Annotated in this window: 17 protein-coding genes; 8 read left to right on the top strand and 9 right to left on the bottom strand. The window is 69.4% G+C overall.

All coding sequences use genetic code 11. The annotated features are described in order from the left end of the window. Window positions 1-70 precede the first annotated feature (70 nt). Window positions 71-301, bottom strand: a complete 231-nt coding sequence (locus H4W81_RS10770) for a hypothetical protein (RefSeq protein WP_192774676.1) — start codon at window positions 299-301, stop codon at window positions 71-73. A gap of 127 nt (window positions 302-428) precedes the next feature. Next, window positions 429-5,921 carry an ATP-binding protein gene (locus H4W81_RS10765; RefSeq protein WP_192774675.1) on the bottom strand — a complete coding sequence of 1,831 codons (5,493 nt, stop codon included), beginning with the start codon at window positions 5,919-5,921 and terminating at the stop codon, window positions 429-431. Between the two features lie 370 nt (window positions 5,922-6,291). Between H4W81_RS10765 and H4W81_RS10760 the strand changes: the two genes are divergently transcribed. The 3 genes from H4W81_RS10760 (at window position 6,292) to H4W81_RS10750 (ending at window position 8,062) form a co-directional block, all read left to right on the top strand. Then, complete coding sequence (locus tag H4W81_RS10760; protein WP_192774674.1) at window positions 6,292-6,450, top strand: hypothetical protein; 159 nt, start codon at window positions 6,292-6,294, stop codon at window positions 6,448-6,450. Between the two features lie 92 nt (window positions 6,451-6,542). Next, on the top strand, window positions 6,543-7,175 hold the full coding sequence (locus H4W81_RS10755; protein ID WP_192774673.1) for a dihydrofolate reductase family protein: 633 nt from the start codon (window positions 6,543-6,545) through the stop codon (window positions 7,173-7,175). 434 nt (window positions 7,176-7,609) lie between these two features. Next, window positions 7,610-8,062, top strand: coding sequence for a hypothetical protein (locus tag H4W81_RS10750; RefSeq protein WP_225958547.1), 453 nt, complete (start codon window positions 7,610-7,612; stop codon window positions 8,060-8,062). Between the two features lie 91 nt (window positions 8,063-8,153). Here the strand turns inward: H4W81_RS10750 and H4W81_RS10745 are convergent, their stop codons facing one another. The 3 genes from H4W81_RS10745 to H4W81_RS10735 form a co-directional block, all read right to left on the bottom strand. Beyond that, entirely contained in the window at window positions 8,154-8,555 is a 402-nt protein-coding gene (locus H4W81_RS10745) for a hypothetical protein (RefSeq protein WP_192774671.1), read from the bottom strand. Further along, entirely contained in the window at window positions 8,555-9,049 is a 495-nt protein-coding gene (locus tag H4W81_RS10740; RefSeq protein ID WP_225958546.1) for an LGFP repeat-containing protein, read from the bottom strand. Before H4W81_RS10740 ends, H4W81_RS10745 begins: the two co-directional genes overlap by 1 nt. Window positions 9,050-9,341: 292 nt before the next feature. Then, window positions 9,342-9,695, bottom strand: a complete 354-nt coding sequence (locus tag H4W81_RS10735; RefSeq protein ID WP_192774669.1) for a cupin domain-containing protein — start codon at window positions 9,693-9,695, stop codon at window positions 9,342-9,344. 97 nt (window positions 9,696-9,792) lie between these two features. On the opposite strand from H4W81_RS10735, the gene H4W81_RS10730 reads away from it, so the two are divergent. Then, window positions 9,793-10,401 carry a TetR/AcrR family transcriptional regulator gene (locus H4W81_RS10730; RefSeq protein ID WP_192774668.1) on the top strand — a complete coding sequence of 203 codons (609 nt, stop codon included), beginning with the start codon at window positions 9,793-9,795 and terminating at the stop codon, window positions 10,399-10,401. A gap of 62 nt (window positions 10,402-10,463) precedes the next feature. Here H4W81_RS10730 and H4W81_RS10725 read toward each other — a convergent pair whose 3' ends face one another. Continuing rightward, a complete protein-coding gene (locus tag H4W81_RS10725) occupies window positions 10,464-10,601 on the bottom strand; it encodes a hypothetical protein (RefSeq protein ID WP_192774667.1) in 138 nt (45 codons plus the stop codon). A 197-nt stretch (window positions 10,602-10,798) separates the two neighbouring features. Between H4W81_RS10725 and H4W81_RS10720 the strand changes: the two genes are divergently transcribed. After that, the gene (locus tag H4W81_RS10720) at window positions 10,799-11,212 is read left to right on the top strand and encodes a VOC family protein (RefSeq protein ID WP_318781653.1); all 414 of its coding nucleotides are present in this window, start codon (window positions 10,799-10,801) and stop codon (window positions 11,210-11,212) included. A gap of 404 nt (window positions 11,213-11,616) precedes the next feature. On the opposite strand, the gene H4W81_RS10715 is transcribed toward H4W81_RS10720, so the two are convergent. Then, a complete protein-coding gene (locus H4W81_RS10715) occupies window positions 11,617-12,435 on the bottom strand; it encodes a PIG-L family deacetylase (protein ID WP_192774666.1) in 819 nt (272 codons plus the stop codon). 255 nt (window positions 12,436-12,690) lie between these two features. Here H4W81_RS10715 and H4W81_RS10710 point away from each other — a divergent pair, with 255 nt between their 5' ends. From H4W81_RS10710 to H4W81_RS10700, 3 genes are read left to right on the top strand one after another with little or no spacing between them, the layout of a single operon-like run. After that, window positions 12,691-13,020, top strand: a complete 330-nt coding sequence (locus H4W81_RS10710) for a DUF485 domain-containing protein (protein WP_420538716.1) — start codon at window positions 12,691-12,693, stop codon at window positions 13,018-13,020. After that, window positions 13,017-14,684: a solute symporter family protein gene (locus H4W81_RS10705; protein WP_192774665.1), complete on the top strand. Its 1,668-nt coding sequence runs from the start codon at window positions 13,017-13,019 to the stop codon at window positions 14,682-14,684. Before H4W81_RS10710 ends, H4W81_RS10705 begins: the two co-directional genes overlap by 4 nt. 58 nt (window positions 14,685-14,742) lie before the next feature. Beyond that, window positions 14,743-15,369 carry a class I SAM-dependent methyltransferase gene (locus H4W81_RS10700; protein WP_192774664.1) on the top strand — a complete coding sequence of 209 codons (627 nt, stop codon included), beginning with the start codon at window positions 14,743-14,745 and terminating at the stop codon, window positions 15,367-15,369. A 3-nt stretch (window positions 15,370-15,372) separates the two neighbouring features. On the opposite strand, the gene H4W81_RS10695 is transcribed toward H4W81_RS10700, so the two are convergent. Continuing rightward, a complete protein-coding gene (locus H4W81_RS10695; protein ID WP_192774663.1) occupies window positions 15,373-15,771 on the bottom strand; it encodes a hypothetical protein in 399 nt (132 codons plus the stop codon). Next, the gene (locus tag H4W81_RS10690; RefSeq protein WP_192774662.1) at window positions 15,768-16,319 is read right to left on the bottom strand and encodes a dihydrofolate reductase family protein; all 552 of its coding nucleotides are present in this window, start codon (window positions 16,317-16,319) and stop codon (window positions 15,768-15,770) included. Before H4W81_RS10690 ends, H4W81_RS10695 begins: the two co-directional genes overlap by 4 nt. Between the last annotated feature and the right edge of the window lie 93 nt (window positions 16,320-16,412).

Raw genomic sequence — 16,412 nt, 5'->3', positions numbered from 1 at the left:
TCGTCGCCGACGCCGCGCCAAGCCGCTTAATCGGCATCCTGGCAAGCGGTTCGGGCGACTGTCAAGGAAGTTAGGAAACCTTCCTAACTTGAACCCTCAGATCGTCGGCCAGCGCGTAGCTCACGAACGGCAGCAGCGACAGCCCGATCTGCAGGGTCGCGTCGGCGACGAAGCCCATCAGCTTGTCGGCCGCCCAGCCCACCGCCACGCCGATCGCGACCGCCACCACACCCGACAGCACCAGCTCGCCCACCGCGCCCGTCCAGGTGAACGTGCCCGTGACGGCCGCGGCGATCGCCACGTGGTAGCGCTCGCGCCTCCCCCATCCAGGTGCGGCGAGTGATTCGCGTTCACCGGCTGCCTGCGCGGGAACGCGAGCAGCCGGACGCCCGCCCGACAAGGCACAGGCGTCCGGCTTCAGCGCCAGGTCAGACTTGTCGGGCGAGGCCCTTCTCGACCGTCTCGATGATCCGCGGCCGCAGCTCGGCGCAGCTGATGATCGCGTCCACCGAGCCGACATCGACCGCCCGCTGGATGCTGTGCACGCGATCGAACTCGGTGGCCACCTCGGTGAGCTTCTCGGCCCGCACGGACGCCCGCAGCTCGGCCAGCTCGGCGGCCAACGCGGCCCGCGTGGCAGCCGGCGCCTCCGCGACACGGGCGGCGAGCGCGAGTACGCGGGGGTCGTTGCCGGTCCGCTTGTCGACGTCCCGCGTGAAGACCACCGCGGCGGCCGGAGCACCGCCGAGTACCGAGGCGAACGAGCCCTCGACCGCGAGCACGGTCATGTTCGGGTTGAGCGCCTTGGAGAACACCACGAACGCGCCGCCGTGGTACCGCGAGATCACGCAGAACACGATGGGCCCCTTGAAGTTCACCACCGCGCGGCCGATCTCCGCGCCGTACTCCAGCTGCAGCTTGCGCATCGACTCGGGCGACCCGTCGAACCCTGACAGGTTGGCCAGCACGACCAGCGGACGGTTGCCGCTGGCGGCGTTGATGGCCCGAGCGGCCTTCTTGGACGAGCGCGGGAACAAGGTGCCCGCGGTGTAGGTGTCCGGGCCGTCGGTGGGAGGGAATCCGCGACGCGGCACGGACCGGGACTCGATGCCCAGCAGGCACACCGGCCGGCCACCGAGGTGGACGTCCTGGACCACGGCGGTGTCCGCGTCGGCCATGCCCGCCCATCGCTCCAGCACCGGGTGGTCCTGATCGGACAGCGCGCGCATGACCGTGCGGATGTCGAACGGCTTCTTGCGGTCCGGGTTGGACTCGGCGGAGAAGATCTGACCCACTGTCGTGAAGTCGCTGTCCGGCGCGGCGTGCGGGAACGTCGACACGTCGCGGTCCACCGGGTCGCTGGTGACCGTCTTGCGCGGCCCGCTCTCCCCCGGCGCGACGTAGCTGTGGTCGTAGTGCGACATCAGGACTTCCCGCGCACCGCGGATGTCCGGCGCCCAGTACTGGGCCTGGCCGTTCGGGCCCATGATCCGGTCGTACCCGCCGATGCCGTGGTTGTCCTCGGCCGACACACCGCCGGAGAAGTCGAGCGACTGCTTGCCCGTCAGCACCATCGCGGAGTCCGGCGTCATCACCAGGATGCCCTTGGTGTGCATGAGCATCGTGGCCTCGGCGTTCCAGTACGGCTGGGCGCCGACGTTGATGCCCGCGACCACGATGTTGATCTCCCCGCCGTCCTGGGTGAAGTTCACGATCCGCTTCAGCGCGGCCGCCACCCAGTCCATGTTCTCGGTGCCGGACGACATCGAGATCCGGGCGCCCGCGGAGAGCGCGAACCACTCCAGCGGCACCCGCATCCGCTCGGCCAGGTCGAGCGCGGCGATCACCCGCGCGCACTCGGGCTCGGACAGCGCGCCGAGCGCCTTCGTCGGGTCGCCCAGCAGTACGACGCGGGTCATGCCCTCCGGGTGGCGCGGCGTCGGCGTGCTGACGACACCCGCGACGAGCGCGGCGGTGTTGCGCCCCTTGGGCCGGTTCACCGGCACCAGCTTCGAGTGTTCGTCCAGGTCGTACTCGGTGAACGAACCGAACGGCCCGGCGAGCATGTCGGTCAGCTCGTACGGGTAGGGGGTGCCGCGGCTGTGCGCGCGCAGCACTTCCTGGCGGTAGTCGTCCAGCGGCTCGACGGGCTCGGTCGGCGGCGGGACGACGGACAGCCGCACGCCGGATCCCACGTCGTAGCCGATCTGGACGGCGATGTCGACGAGTTCGCCCGTGGCGCTGTCTCGGCGTCTGCCGAGGAACAGCACCTCCTCCAGGCCCGCGCCCGCCGTCGTCGGCACCACGCGCTTCGCCACCGTGTTCAGGTCGTCCGTCGAGAGGTCGGTCGGCGGCCACACGTAGATGACGATCCGGTTCGTCCCCGACGTCTTCGCGCCGGGCTTCTTGGCCCTGCGGATCGCGTCGAGGCACGTGGCCAGGATGTCCTCGGCCGCGGGCAACGCGACGATCCTGCCCTCCTCGTCGCGCAACGGGGTCAGGTCGCGGACCTGACCCAGGGCGACGAGGCGCTCGTCGGACGGGTTCTGCCGTGCCGCGGCCCGGAAGAGGTAGACCTCCTCGTCGGGTGAGGGCAGCCGGGTGAGGTCGAAGTCGCGCAGCCGCTCCAGCTGCATGCGCTCGGCGATGCGCGGGTGCAGACCGCGCAGCAGCCGTTCCTCCACGAAGCCGTCCGCGGACGGCCGGAAGGTGAAGTGGTGGTGGTGCATCACCGCGCCGCTGTTCCCCGCGACGGTCGTGGTGATGCGGCCCATCCGGTTCGGCGATTCCTGCTTGATCAGGACCTCGCGCAGGCGCGTGGCCATCTCGTCGGGGTCGCTCGGGCCGTCCGGCCAGGTCAGGTAGACGTCCGCCACCAGCTCACCGTCACCGGCGAACTCGCCGACCGCCTTGACCGCCTCGGCCAGCGCCGGGAAGTCGACCGCGGTGGTCACGACGCGGCCGTTGCCGGTCGCGGTACGGTGATCGGCGACGAGGAACGTACAACCCGCCACCTTGCTCACCCGGAGGTCGCTCAGCGCACGGTTGCCGTAGTAGCGGCGGCTCAGCACCTCCAGCAGCGGCACGGGGTCCGCGCCTTCACGGCCGATCCGCTGGCCGACCAGTCGGACGAGCGGCTCGGCGCAGGCGACCATCGCGGAGATCCGCTCGGCGCGGTCCGGCGCGCCCGGGTGCTGGTCGAGGTGGCGCAGGTGCTTGCGCACGGCCGTGTAGACCTTGGCGCGGTTACGGCGCAGCAGCGGCTGGGCGAACCAGGCGAACACGACGCCGCGCGCCAGGTCCGCGACGGCGGGGAACCGAACCTGGGTGGCGGCGACCAGGTGCTCCAGCGCCAGGCCGACGGTGACGCGGTCCGCCTCGGCGGGCGGGGCCTCCTTCACCCACTGGCGCAGCAGGGTCGTCACCACGGCGACGTCGGTGGACGCGCGCTGCTGGGCCAGGAAGATCCGGAAGACCGCGTCCTCCAGCTCCGGCGTGCGGTCCAGGCTTTCGACGCCGTAGCGGGACAGCACGTGCGTGAGCCGCTGCCGGAAGCTCTCCGACAGCCCGGCCCGGTCCGCGTCGAGGTACTGCAGGTAGGTGTGGAAGTACTCGCGGGGGCTGTGCACCGCGGAGTCCGACTTCGACTCCTCGCCGGCGGGCCGGTTGCGGCTCAGTTCACTCAGGTCGGCGAACAGGCTCAGCAGCTCGACCTCTCCGGCCGGCTCGTGTCGGCCCTCCGCCACCAGCTCGGCGCGCGCGTCCAGGTAGGTGGCGAGCAGGCGCCTCTCGTTCTGCGAGTCGATGTCGAAGCCCAGCAGGAGGCTGCGCAGGTCCTGCAGGCCCCGCGCGGCACGCGCGGCCGCGGGCACGTCCACCGGCTCGGACGGCAGATCCAGCTCGACCTCCTCGGCCACGGCGGCGGGACCGGCCGTCTCGTCGCCATCGCCCAACGGCTCCAGGCGGAGCAGGCGGGCGCCCGCCTCCACCTGGCTGCCGACCGACACCGCGAGCTCCCGCACGCGGGCGCGGAACGGCGCGCGCAGCACGGTCTCCATTTTCATGCTCTCGACCACGAGCAGCGGCGCACCGGCCTCGACCTCGTCGCCCGCCTGCAACGGCGTGGCCACCACGAGCGCGGGCACCGGCGAGCGCACGATGCCACCCTCGTCACGGCTGATCCGGTGCGTGACGCCGTCGACCTCGACCAGGTGGATCGGGCCGTGCGTGCTCGTGACGACCTTGAAACGGACGCCGTTCACGGTGATCTGGCCGCTGTGCTCGTCGAAGCGCTCGACGTCGACGTCGGCCGCGTGCTCGGGGCCGCCCGCCGAGATGCCGATGCGGAACCGGTGGCCGCCGGTGCGGGCGACCTGGACGCGGTAGCCGACGTCGCGGAGCTTGAGCTCCAGCGCCCGGCCGCTCTCGTGTTGCGACTGCGGACGGCCGCCGTGCGCGGTGGACAGGAAGCGCTGCCGCGTCACGGCCTCCTCGTCCTCGTAGGCCTCGATGGCGGCGGCGATCAGCGCGATCGCGGAGTGCTGGTGCGACACGAGAGCGCCCCGGGCGCGCACGCGGTCGATCCAGCCGGTATCGGCGGACCCGTCGATCACCGCGGGCTCGTCGAGCAGCATGCGGACGAAGCCCTTGTTCGTCACGCCGCCTTCGATGATGACAGTCGTCTGTGTCATCGCGCGGCGCAGGCGCGCCAACGCCTCCGTGCGGTCACGGCCGTGCGCGATGATCTTGGCGATCATCGAGTCGAAGTCGGCGGGGATCACATCACCTTCGCTGAACCCGGTGTCCACCCGGATGCCGGGGCCGCTGGGCAGCGCCAGCCGCGAGATCCGGCCGGGCGAGGGTGTGAAGTCGCGGTCGGGGTCCTCGGCGTTGAGGCGCGCCTCGACGGCGTGACCCCACTCCTCGGGCGCGTCACCCTCGAGCTTGCCGCCCGCCGCGACGTGCAACTGGGCCTTCACCAGGTCGACGCCGGTGGTGATCTCGGTGATCGGGTGTTCGACCTGCAGGCGCGTGTTGACCTCGAGGAAGGCGAACAGCCGCTCACCGGGGTGATAGAGGAACTCGATGGTGCCCGCGCCCTGGTAGCCCACCGCGAGCACGAGCCGCTCGGCCGATGCCTTCAGCTCGGCGACCTGCTCGGCGTCGAGGACCGGGGAGGCGGACTCCTCAATGATCTTCTGATTACGCCGCTGCACGGAGCAGTCGCGCACGCCCAGCGCCCACGCGGTGCCCTGCCCGTCCGCGATGACCTGCACCTCGACGTGCCGGGCGCCCGTCACCAGGCGCTCCAGGAACACCACGCCACTGCCGAACGCGCGCGCGGCTTCCCTGCGCGTCAGCTCGTAGGCCTGGGTCAGCTCGTCGGCGTTGGAGATCATCCGAATACCGCGACCACCGCCGCCCGCGGTCGCCTTCAGCATCAACGGATAGCCGATCCGGTCCGCCGCCGTCTTCGCCTCCTCCAGCGTCTCCACCGGACCGCGGCTCCACGGCGCGACGGGCACACCGACCTCTTCGGCGATCAGCTTCGACCCGATCTTGTCGCCCAGCTTGCGCATCGCCTCGGCGCTCGGGCCGACGAACGTCACGCCGATCTCGGCGCACAGGTCGGCGAACGCCGGGTCCTCCGCCACGAAGCCCCAACCGACCCAGGCCGCGTCCGCGCCGGTCTCGACCAGGGCCTTCTTGAGGACCGCATGGTCCAGATAGGGCCGGTTCGCGGCGGCCCCCAAGTCGTAGGCGAGGTCCGCCTCGCGGACGAACGTGGCCGTTCTGTCGGAGTCCGTGTACAGGGCGACAGTCTCGATCCGTGTTCCCGTCTCCGCGGCTAGGTCCCGAACGGCGTGGATGAGCCGCATGGCGGCTTCACCGCGGTTGACGATGGCGACACGACTGAACACTGAGCGGGCCTTTCGAAGACGTGGAACACGGCGGCCGTCCCGCCCCAACCGGCCTCCATACTGTCGGCTGCTCCCGGAAACTGTCATGTCGGGGACTAAGCGTGCTTCGCGGCCGGAGTTGTGGGGATCACACAAACGCGGCCGGGCTCATGGTCAGGGAGTGTGGGTCTTGGGGGCGGCGCAGTGCCGCCGCTGTCGCGCCCAGCAGGGTCAGGTCTATCGCCATGAACACCTGTCCGTGCAGGCCGAGGGGAACTCCGGATCGTAGGTGGCGGTGCCGTGGACAGGAGCGCTCCGATCATGCCGACCCGCGGCGTGGGGAGGACTGCGGCGAAGCAGAGCAGCCGCGCACGCATGATGTAGGTCGGGGGTGAGCGAGCGTTCGAAGAGCACGTCGGGCAGGAGCGGGAGAGCCGCGTCCCGCAGGACGGTCGGCGGGGTGGACGTCCTGCTGGACATCCCGGCCGAGGCGTTCGACCATCTGGCAGATCGGCTTGAAGCCGGATGGGCGTTCCGCCGACGCCGTTGAGTGACAAGGGCTCGGCCGACCCGCAAAGGAGAGCCCGGCCAACGGGTTCACAACGGAGCAAGGCCAACCCCTCGGAACACCTGGGAGATGTGATGAGCACCGTGGTGATGCACAACGTCGTGTCGGTGGACGGCTTCATCGCCGACGCGGAGGATCAGGTCGGCCCGCTGTTCGACTGGTACTCCAACGGCGACGTCGAGCTCGGCGAAGGTGGTGTGGGGAAGGTGTCGCAGGCCTCGGCCGAGTACGTCAAGCCGATGTGGGCGAGCATCGGGTCGATGGTGATCGGGCGTCACCTGTTCGACATGACCAACGGCTGGGAGGGGTCGCCGCCGGCGGGCGAACACGTGGTCGTGGAGTCGCACCGGCCCAAGCCCGACGGGTGGCACCCCGAGGCGTCGTACCACTTCGTCGACGATGCGGCCCAGGCGATCGCGAAGGCCAAGGAACTGGCCGGGGAGCGCACCGTCGCCGTGGCGGCCGGCGACGTCGGCGGGCAGGCATTCGCCCTCGGTCTGGTGGACGAGGTGGCGATGGATGTCGTGCCCGTGGTCTTCGGCTCAGGCAAGCGGTACTTCGGGTCGGTCGATGCCCAGCATCTGCTCGAGGACCCGCACGTGGTGATCCAGGGCGACCGGGTGCTGCACCTGCTCTATCGAGTCCGCCGCTCGCGAGCGACGACGTCTTTCGAGAAGAGATGCGCCGCCCGGAGTTCAGGTCGGTGAGGTTGGCCGAGGACTGCACGACCACACCGGAGGCCTCCCCGGCGCGGGAGAACAGGTAGAACTTGTTGTGCTGGCCCTTGTCACCGATGCACGCCGCGGTGCCGCCCGACATCGGCCCGGTGCACACGTGCAGCCACGAGTCGCCGGCGACGTCGGTGCCGAGCGCGGCCGCGAGCTGGGTGGCGACGGCCGCGCCGCGCTGATCTCCGTCCACGAGGACGCGCACCTTCACCCCCCGCTGGTGCGCCTTGATGAGCTCGGCGGCGGAACATCTTCCCCGTCCTGGCGCTCCGAAGTGAGCTGGCGCGGGCGGGAACCGAGTGATCCTGATGCGGTGCTGTGGCGAGCGCCCTCCTGGAGCTCCCCCTTGTAGGGGAGGCGCCTCCCTCACCATGGGGAGTGATGGCCGCTGTGCGGCCTCTACGGTCGCAGTCATGGTTGATTCTGATCGCCCGCGAAGCTGGCCGTCGTACGCGATGGCGGTGCTGTTCCTCGGGTACGCCGCGGGGAAGGTCGCCTTCGCCCTGCAGGCCCGGCTCGGGTTCCCTGGCGGCCCGCCGGTATCTGCCGCGGAGACCGAAGGCTACTTCATGGACGCGGCCGCCGGGCAGTGGCTCGCAGCCGCGACCGGCGTGCTGGGTGCGTGCGTCGCCATCGCCACGGTCACGGCGCTGGGGCGCCGGGCGCCGAGACCGTTGATGCTGCTCGTGCTGGCCGGGATGCTGCTGGCCGTCGTCGGCGGTGCGGGGATCATGATCGTGGACGGGTTCGTCGGCATCGGCGTGGGCTGGCAGTGGTACCACGGAGTTCTCGGGGTCGTCGCGATCGGGCTGTCCCTGGAGATGACCAGGTCCTATCTTGTGGCGACCAGACGTGTCGCGGCGTGATCGGGCGCGGCTGGGCGCGTACGGGGCGACACCGCCGCGCTCGGACACGATAGGGCCATCCGCCTCACCCCGGATTGCGGAGAGCCGCGATTCACGGCTGTGCCAGGCACTTGGCGCCGGCGATTCCCACGGAGAGTTCCTTGCCGGATCTGCCCTGCACACTGATGGAGTTGGTGTCGCCGGAGTAGGCCACCTCGGCTGCCGAATCGCAGATCTTCTTGGCGGTGCTCGACTCGCCGTCGCCGAGGGTGGTCTCGATCGACACCAGCGTGCACTGGCCCTGCATGGTGACCGATCGGATTTCGGGCTGCCGCGCATGCTGCGTGACCTTGTCGGCGGTCTCTCCGCAGGACTCCTGGGCGGGTGCCGCCGTTGCGCTCTGACCGTCCCCGGGCGGTGGGCTCTGCGAAGGTAGGCCGGATCCCGCCTGGCCGCAGCCGGACGAGATGACGAGAGCGATGGCCAGCAGGGCGTTCCTCGAGACCCTTTCCATCAGGCGGTCACCGAGAGGGTCCAGCCCTGCTTGCAGCTGGAGCTGAAGGTTCCGTTGTCGCAGCCTTCGACGATGAATCGGTAGCCGCTGGTGGTCATCACGCGGACCCGCATCCGGCCGCCGGTGCCGCCGCCGAGGTCTCGCTGGGTTCCGGCTCTGTCCGCGGCGCTGGTCCAGCGGACGAGGAAGCGGTCATAGGAGCGGGGGGCGGTCGTATGCCAGTCGACGTAGGCGTATCCGCCGATCGACCAGGCCGACACCACCAACTTGGGCCCCTGCCGGGGTGACCAGACCATTTGCCCGCGCAGGAAGTTCTGCCTGCGTCCGGCCCAGACACCGTTCAGGTAGACGTCCACCTCGGAGGTGCGCGGGCAGCCCAGCGCGCTGTTCTCGCCGCCGAGTTCGCTCCACCGCGCGCCGATCAGGCCGTAGGGCCGGATGCCGCAGGCGCTCGTCGCGGCCGCCGTGGTGCTGCCGGCATGGGCGGGGACCACGGCGCACAGTGTTGCGGTCAGTGCGAGCGGAGTGCTGACCGATAGCGCGCGGCATAAGGCCATTGCTGTGGATGTACGGCTGGTGCCAACACTTGCCATGATGTGATCGTCTCGATTCTGGTGGTGTGGTGAGGTTCCTTCGGGTCGCGCCAAGCGTGCGGCACCACGTGATCGTTGGACGAGCGCGTCACCTGGGCCTGGCTCTCCACGCCGGGCATCCCGACGAGGGCCGCGGGCCCTTGGTCTCTCGATCGACGTCAGGAGCGGCACATTGGGTTGGTAGGGACGCGACCTACTTCTGAGCAGAAGGCCCCAGAGGGCTGTCGGGCGATGGCGAGCCGTTCGCCGGTGGTTCCTTCAGCTCAACAAAGATCGTGTGTGTGTCGGTGACGCCGATGTTCTCGCCGGAATGCTCTTGAGCACCGACCCATCGCACCTGCCCGGCCTGGAGTTCGACATCCACCTGTCGGGCGCCGGCCGCAACCCTCCTCTTGAAGGAGCTCAGCGTGTACATGACGCTGTCGGGATGCCGATGGGGTGTGGTCTTGTCGCCCGGTTTGTCCTTGTACTCCAGGACACGGATGCGCTCGTTCTCGAAGATCAGTCGATAGAGGTCGGGATTCGTCGCGGTGGGATCGTGGTCCATGAGCGCATCACCCGGTCTGCTTCGTCATGTCACTGACGCCGATATGGGACTCCGATATGGGACTCAAGTCCCATGGGACGAAGGTACCATGATGGGAATGTCCGTACCATATGAATTGAGTGGCCGTCATCAGCAGAAGGCTCGCACGCGTCAAGCGCTCATCTCGGCCACGCGTGAGCTGCTGACCCAGGGGCTTATCCCCACCGTGGAGAAGGCCGCGGCAGCAGCGGGGATCTCCCGGACGACGGCGTACCGGTACTTCCCCAATCAGCGCGCGCTGCTGCTTGCCGTACATCCCGAGACCCAGCGGCAGTCGCTGCTGCCCGAGAATGCGCCCAGCGATCCGCAGGCTCGGCTCGACCTGGTCATGAGGACTTTCACCCGGATGACGGTCGAGTGGGAGCCGCAACTGCGCACGTCCCTGCGTCTGTCGCTGGAACCGGCCGAAGACGCCGACCAGCCGGTTCTCCGCCAAGGGCGAGCCATCGGCTGGATCGAGGACGCCCTGGCACCCCTGCGTGAGACCAACCCAGAGATCGATGTGCATCGGCTTGCCGTGGCGATCCGATCCGCCAGCGGCATCGAAGCGCTGATATGGCTCACCGACATCGCCAGCCTCTCCCATGAAGAGGCGGTGGAGACCATGTGCTGGTCGGCACGCGCCCTGCTGCAGGCGGCGCTCGTCGGCGGCGCGGCGCCCTCATAGTCGCAGCCTGGCTCATCCGGCTCCGAACCCGATCCAGGCGTGTTCGGTAAGACCACGTCCCTCTAGGCGGGGAAACGGGCGATCTCCCGATCGCCGTCGAAGGCCCACCATGTGGCAGGACGGTCCTGCTCGAACAGAGCCAGGACGAGTTCTCCCCTGATGTCGCCGTTGAAGTCGCCAATCGCTTTCGGGGTCGCCATGGCGGGCTCCTCGTCGTTCTCCGCACTCGGTGAGGCCCTTCGAGCGGTGCGCACGATGCGGATACGAGCCACAGGTCACCGACGCGGCCAAGAGGCAGGTGACGGTGCTCGGCCACACCATGCCCTATGCCATCGGCAACACGTTGCTTACCATCTGGAGGACCATCACCCTGCTCTCGTGAAGGAGCCGTGCCCTCGTGGACAGGTCCGCCATGGAATGGAAGCTCGAGGTCGTGCCCGTCCCCGTCGCCGACGTGGAGCGGGCCAAGCGGTTCTACACCGAGCAGGCGGGCTTCCACGCCGACCACGACACGCAGGTCAACGCCACGGTGCGGATCGTGCAGCTCACTCCGCCCGGCTCGGCCTGCTCGATCGTCATCGGTGCGCCGGTCAGCACCCCGCCGGGCGTGGTGCAGGGGCTGCAGCTGGTGGTCCGCGACATCGCCGCCGCCCGCGCGCAGCTCGTGGAGCGGGGCGTCGAGGTCAGCGGCATCCAGCACTACGAGAAGGACGGGACACTGGCGGACGGCCCCGGCGGCCGATGGAACTCCTTCGCCTTCTTCTCCGACCCCGACGGAAATGGCTGGGTCCTCCAGGAATCCCCCACCTGACCGCTGCAGTTCTTCCTGTGAACCCGGAGATCCCGGAGGCAGCCAGAGAAAGCGCTATCTCGGAAGGGCCGTCTGAGGGGCACCTCCAGGAGACGGCGCCACCCTCCGAGGACCGCCCGGAGCGAGCACCTGAGGCAGCCCCGAGGACCGCCTCAAGGAGCCGCTCAGGGATGGCGCCCACTGGGGAGAGCTGCCCAGGGGTGGCCACATTCGGGAGGGCCGCCGGGGGAAGGCGCCCGCCCAGCCGGGCCGTTCGAGGGGGGCGATCCAAGGGTCTTCCAGGGGAATCCGCCCGCCGACAGCGGTCCGAGGGGGCCGTTCGACGGCGGCGCCGTCCGAGGGGAGCTGCTCGAAGACGGCGCCCTCCGGCAGAAAGGCCCGAGAAGCGCCGTCCGAGGGGCGGGCTAGTCGCGCAGGCCCGCGAACAGGTCGTCCTCGTGGTCGGGGGCGGCGACCTTGCAGATCTTCCGTACGAAGGACTCCGTCGCGAAGACGCGGTGCTGGGCCTCCTCAGGCATCTGCAGCAGGAAGATGCTGTCGCTCTGGCTGGCGTGCGCGCGCAACGCCTTAACCTTGTGCTCCACATACGGCGATACGTCGGCCACCGTGGTGATCAGCTCGTCGGGTGTGCCGAAGTCGTCGGGCAGCTCGACCTCGTCCATCTCGATGCCCGCCGTCCGCATGTACTCGAACATCTCCTGGACCCCGGCCCGCGACACGGCCGTGTAGTAGAGCTTGTCCGGAATGCCGGTCGACTCCGTCGCCGCCACCGCGATCCGGTGGGCCTGGATGTGGTCGGGGTGGCCGTAGCCGCCCGTCTCGTCATAGGTGACCACGACCTGCGGCCGGTAGTGCTCCATCAACTCCGCCAACCGGGCCGCCGCCCGCTCCACCGGCACGTTCCAGAAGGAGTCGGGGTGGGCGTTGCCCTCCCACCCGTCCATGCCGGAGTCGCGGTATCCGAGGAGCTCGACGTGCTCGATGCCCAGGTGCGCCACGGACTCGCGCAGCTCGGCCAGCCGCCGCTCGGCGACCTCGGCGTCGTCGTGGCCGGGGTCGCCCGGCTTCACCCCGCCGGGCCCGTCGCCCTGCTCACCGTTGGTGCACGTGACCAGCACCGTCCTGATGCCTTCGGCGGCGTAGCGGGCGAGGATGCCGCCGGTGCTGATCACCTCGTCGTCGGGGTGTGCGTGCACGGCCATCACTGTCAACTGTCGATCCATCCCTGCATTCAACCTCACGGCGCCGACATTTCTCCGACCGGCAGGGGGCGCAGTGGGAGTTCCCGCATTTCCCGGAAAAAGCGCGGAGCCGTCCGTATCGTTTCATCTCACTGTGGAGTCGCACCGACACAGAGGGTGATCACAGTCAGGGAGGGCCGCATGATGGGTGGCTCAGGGCGTCACGGCTCACCGGGGCCGTATGCGGATGTGGTCCAGGACCGGAGGTTCCGCCTCCTCAGAACGCGCTTTCGCCGGTTGGCGATCGGCATCGTCGCCTCCTTCCTGGGCTGGTACTTCCTCTACATCTCGCTGTCGGCCTTCGCCCGTGACTTCATGGCCTATCCGGCCATCGGCAACATCAACGTCGCGCTGCTGCTCGGCATCCTGCAGTTCGTCTCCACCTTCGTCCTGGCCTGGCGCTACACCCGTTACGCCCGCAGGATGCTCGATCCCCTGGCGGCGCAGCTGCGCGACGAGGCCGACCAGCGCCAGGCCGAACTGGAGCGGCACGAGCAGATGCTCGCCGAGCGCAGGCGCATCGAGAACTGGTCCCCCCAGCCCCGACACGGAAGGCGGCGCCGATGAGCGGGACCGTGCTGACCTTCGGCCTGTTCATCCTGTTCATCGTGATCACGCTGGTGATCACCTTCTGGGCCAGGGGCCACACCCGCAGCGCCGAAGACTTCTACGCGGGCGGCAGGACCTTCTCCGGCCCGCAGAACGGCCTGGCGCTGGCCGGCGACTACATGTCGGCCGCCTCGTTCCTCGGCATCGCGGGCATCATCGCGCTGTCGGGCTACGACGGCTTCCTCTACTCCATCGGCTTCCTGGTCGCGTGGCTGCTGACGTTGCTGCTGGTGGAGCTGATGCGCAACGCCGGCAGGTTCACGATGGCCGACGTCCTGTCCTACCGCGTACGGCAGCAGCCCAGGGTCCGCACCGCCGCGGTCATCTCCACGGTCACCGTCTCGGTCTTCTACCTGCTGGCCCAGATGGTGGGCGCCGGCGCGCTGGTGTCGCTGCTGCTCGGCGTCTCCACCGACACCGCCAAGGTCGTCACGATCGTCGCGGTCGGCGCGATGATGATCTTCTACGTGATGTTCGGCGGGATGAAGGGCACCACCTGGGTGCAGATCATCAAGGCCGTGCTGCTGATGACGGGCACGATCGTGCTGACCGTGCTGGTGCTGGGCAGGTTCGGGTTCAACCTGAGCGAGATGCTGGGCGCCGCCGCCAAGGCCAGCGGCCGGCCCGACTTCCTGCAGCCGGGCGGCAGGTTCGCCCAGGACGTCGAGGGCGACCCCGTCAGGACACTGCTGAACAAGCTCGACTTCATCAGCCTCGCCCTGGCGCTGGTCCTGGGCACGGCGGGCCTGCCGCACATCGTCACGAGGTTCTTCACCGTGCCCGACGCCCGCGCCGCCCGCGCCTCGGTCAACTGGGCCATCGGCCTGGTCGGCGTCTTCTACCTGATGACGCTGGCGCTGGGCTTCGGCGCGACCGCCCTGGTCGGCCGGGAGGCGATCGCCGCCCAGGACCCCGCGGGCAACGCCGCGGCCCTGCAACTGGCGCAGGTCCTGGGCGAGTACGTCGGCGGCCCCGTCGGCGGCGACCTCATGCTGGCCTTCATCGGCGCGGTCGCCTTCGCCACCATCCTGGCGGTGGTCTCGGGTCTGGTCATGGCCTCCTCCACCTCCCTGGCCCACGACTACTTCGGCCACGTGCTGATGTTCGGCAGGCCGAGGGAGTCGCAGGAGGTGGGGGTCGCGCGCTTCTCCGCCCTGGTGATCGGCCTGCTGGCGGTCGTGCTGGCCGTGGTGGCCCGGCACCAGAACGTCGCCTTCCTGGTGGCGCTGGCCTTCGCGATGGCCGCCTCGGCGAACCTGCCGGCGATCGTGCTGTCGCTGTTCTGGAAGAGGTTCAACTCCACCGGCGTCGTCGCGGGGGTGTACGGCGGGCTGTCCGGGTCGCTGCTGCTGGTGTTCTTCTCCCCCGTGGTGTCGGGGAAGGTCGACCCGGTCACCGGGGCCAGCCTGTCGCTACTCCCCCGTGGCGTCGATTTCGCCGTCTTCCCGATGGAGAACCCGGGGCTGGTGTCGATCCCCTTCGGCTTCCTGTGCGCGGTGGCGGGAGCGCTGCTGAGCAAGGAGCAGCCGGACGCCGACAGGTTCGACGAGCTGTCGGTCCGCTCCCTCACCGGGACCGGCGCGCATCGGGCCACGTACAAGGGAACACGGCGACAGTACTAGCCGGTCGGCGATCCAGATCCTAGGTTGCCCTTGAGCGCTTCTCGATCAAGGGGGACCGATGTCGGAGCTCGCGGAGCGGATTCACCGGGCGTTCTTCCGGATGATGTCCCTGCTCTCCCGTCGAGGGCAGGGCGTCTTTCTGCGCCGTTACTTCGACTGGTGGCACCGCACGCCCGATCCGTGGAAGCTCGGGACCGACGACTACGAGCGGCACAAGTACGCCACGACGCTGGACGCGGTTCCCCGCCTGCCGTACCGGCGGATTCTGGAGGTGGGGTGCGCGGAAGGGGTGTTCACCGACGCTCTGGTGGGACGGTTCCCCGACGCCGAGGTCACCGGGATCGACATCTCCACGCGAGCGCTGGAGCGGGCCAGGAAGCGGACGGAGAAAGCCAGTTTCGTCCACGCCGACCTCCTCAGCCATGGTCTTGAGGAGGGGTTCGACCTGGTGTTCTGCGCGGAGACGCTCTACTACGTGGGCAGGGCGGGACGGCTTCGCCAGGCCTCGGAGCGGCTGGTCGGGCTGCTGGCCGACGGCGGGGTGCTGGTGCTGGTGCATCCGTGGCCAGAGGCGGCGAGCCTGCACAGGTTCGCCGACGCCGACCACTCGCTCTCACCCGTCGCCGGCCGGGTCGACACCGACACGCACCGGCCGTTCTCCGTCTCCGTCTACCGCAAGGCGTGAGGCTCACCTGCCTCCGGCAAAGGGGGCCTCACCCGGCTTCAGCGCCCTGAAGCGCAGCGCCGACCAGACCTCGTCGATGGCGACCTGGCCGTTGGGACGCAGCCCGAACTCGCCGACGATCGGCCAGACGGTGTCGCGGTTGATGTCGGTCTTGTTGGCCTTGGGGTAGGCGACCCAGACCACGGGCGGGGTGGCGATGCCGTCCTCGTGCTCGGCGAGGACCTCCCTCAGCGAGGCGGCGTCGTCGCCGAAGACGAGCGCCACGGCGGCCTCCTGCGGCCCCGCCGCCTCCCGCACGCCGTCGGGCAGCGGCCCGACCAGCGCGAGCCTGTCGGGGTGCGACAGCCACAGGGTCGTGCCCGGCTTGACGAGCAGCTTGTCGGCGACGGTCTTGGTGGTCACTTCGTCTCCGTGGAGTAGGTGAGGGACAGGACACCGGTCTCGAAGGTCGTGGACGAGACGAGCTTGAGCGGGATCTGGCCGGTGCCCTCGAACAGCCGCTGGCCGGCGTCGACGACGATCGGGTGGACCATGAGGTAGAGCTCGTCGAGCAGGTCGTGCTCGAGCAGCGACCTGACCAGGGTGGCGCTGCCGCTCATCGAGATGGTGCCGCCCTCCTGCCGCTTCAGCGCGGTGAGCTCCTCGACGAAGGAGTCGCCCTTGATGAGCGTGGTGTTGGTCCAGTCGGCCGAGTCGAGGGTGTTCGAGACGACGTACTTCTTCACGTTGTTGATGTGGTCGGCGAAGTGGTCGCCCTCGCCGCTCTTGGCCGGCCAGTAGGCGGCCCACTCCTCATAGTTGACGCGGCCCATGAGCATGGCGTCGGACTCGGCCATCTGCGCGCCGATCGCGGCGCCCATCTCGTCGTTGAAGTAGGGGAAGTGCCACTGGTCGGGCGACTCGACGACGCCGTCGAGGGAGATGAAGAAGCAGGCCACGATCTTTCGCATGTCGATCTCCTTGTCGGTGTTCCTTGCGGTGTGGCTCCAGCCTCCCACCGACAACTTTTTTTGTCAAGGACGGTGCGGAAATCCGGCGGCGAC

Origin of the sequence: Nonomuraea africana (assembly GCF_014873535.1) — a bacterium.
Lineage (GTDB): Bacteria > Actinomycetota > Actinomycetes > Streptosporangiales > Streptosporangiaceae > Nonomuraea > Nonomuraea africana.
This window is presented reverse-complemented; position numbering and strand designations above follow the sequence as displayed.

Excerpts from the sequence above, each read along its gene's own strand:
- H4W81_RS10755 (WP_192774673.1), top strand. The coding sequence starts at position 6,543 with ATGAGCACCGTGGTGATGCACAACGTCGTGTCGGTGGACGGCTTCATC.
- H4W81_RS10750 (WP_225958547.1), top strand. The coding sequence starts at position 7,610 with ATGGTTGATTCTGATCGCCCGCGAAGCTGGCCGTCGTACGCGATGGCG.
- H4W81_RS10745 (WP_192774671.1), bottom strand. The coding sequence starts at position 8,555 with ATGGAAAGGGTCTCGAGGAACGCCCTGCTGGCCATCGCTCTCGTCATC.
- H4W81_RS10735 (WP_192774669.1), bottom strand. The coding sequence starts at position 9,695 with ATGGACCACGATCCCACCGCGACGAATCCCGACCTCTATCGACTGATC.
- H4W81_RS10730 (WP_192774668.1), top strand. The coding sequence starts at position 9,793 with ATGTCCGTACCATATGAATTGAGTGGCCGTCATCAGCAGAAGGCTCGC.
- H4W81_RS10725 (WP_192774667.1), bottom strand. The coding sequence starts at position 10,601 with ATGGCGACCCCGAAAGCGATTGGCGACTTCAACGGCGACATCAGGGGA.
- H4W81_RS10715 (WP_192774666.1), bottom strand. The coding sequence starts at position 12,435 with ATGGATCGACAGTTGACAGTGATGGCCGTGCACGCACACCCCGACGAC.
- H4W81_RS10705 (WP_192774665.1), top strand. The coding sequence starts at position 13,017 with ATGAGCGGGACCGTGCTGACCTTCGGCCTGTTCATCCTGTTCATCGTG.
- H4W81_RS10700 (WP_192774664.1), top strand. The coding sequence starts at position 14,743 with ATGTCGGAGCTCGCGGAGCGGATTCACCGGGCGTTCTTCCGGATGATG.
- H4W81_RS10690 (WP_192774662.1), bottom strand. The coding sequence starts at position 16,319 with ATGCGAAAGATCGTGGCCTGCTTCTTCATCTCCCTCGACGGCGTCGTC.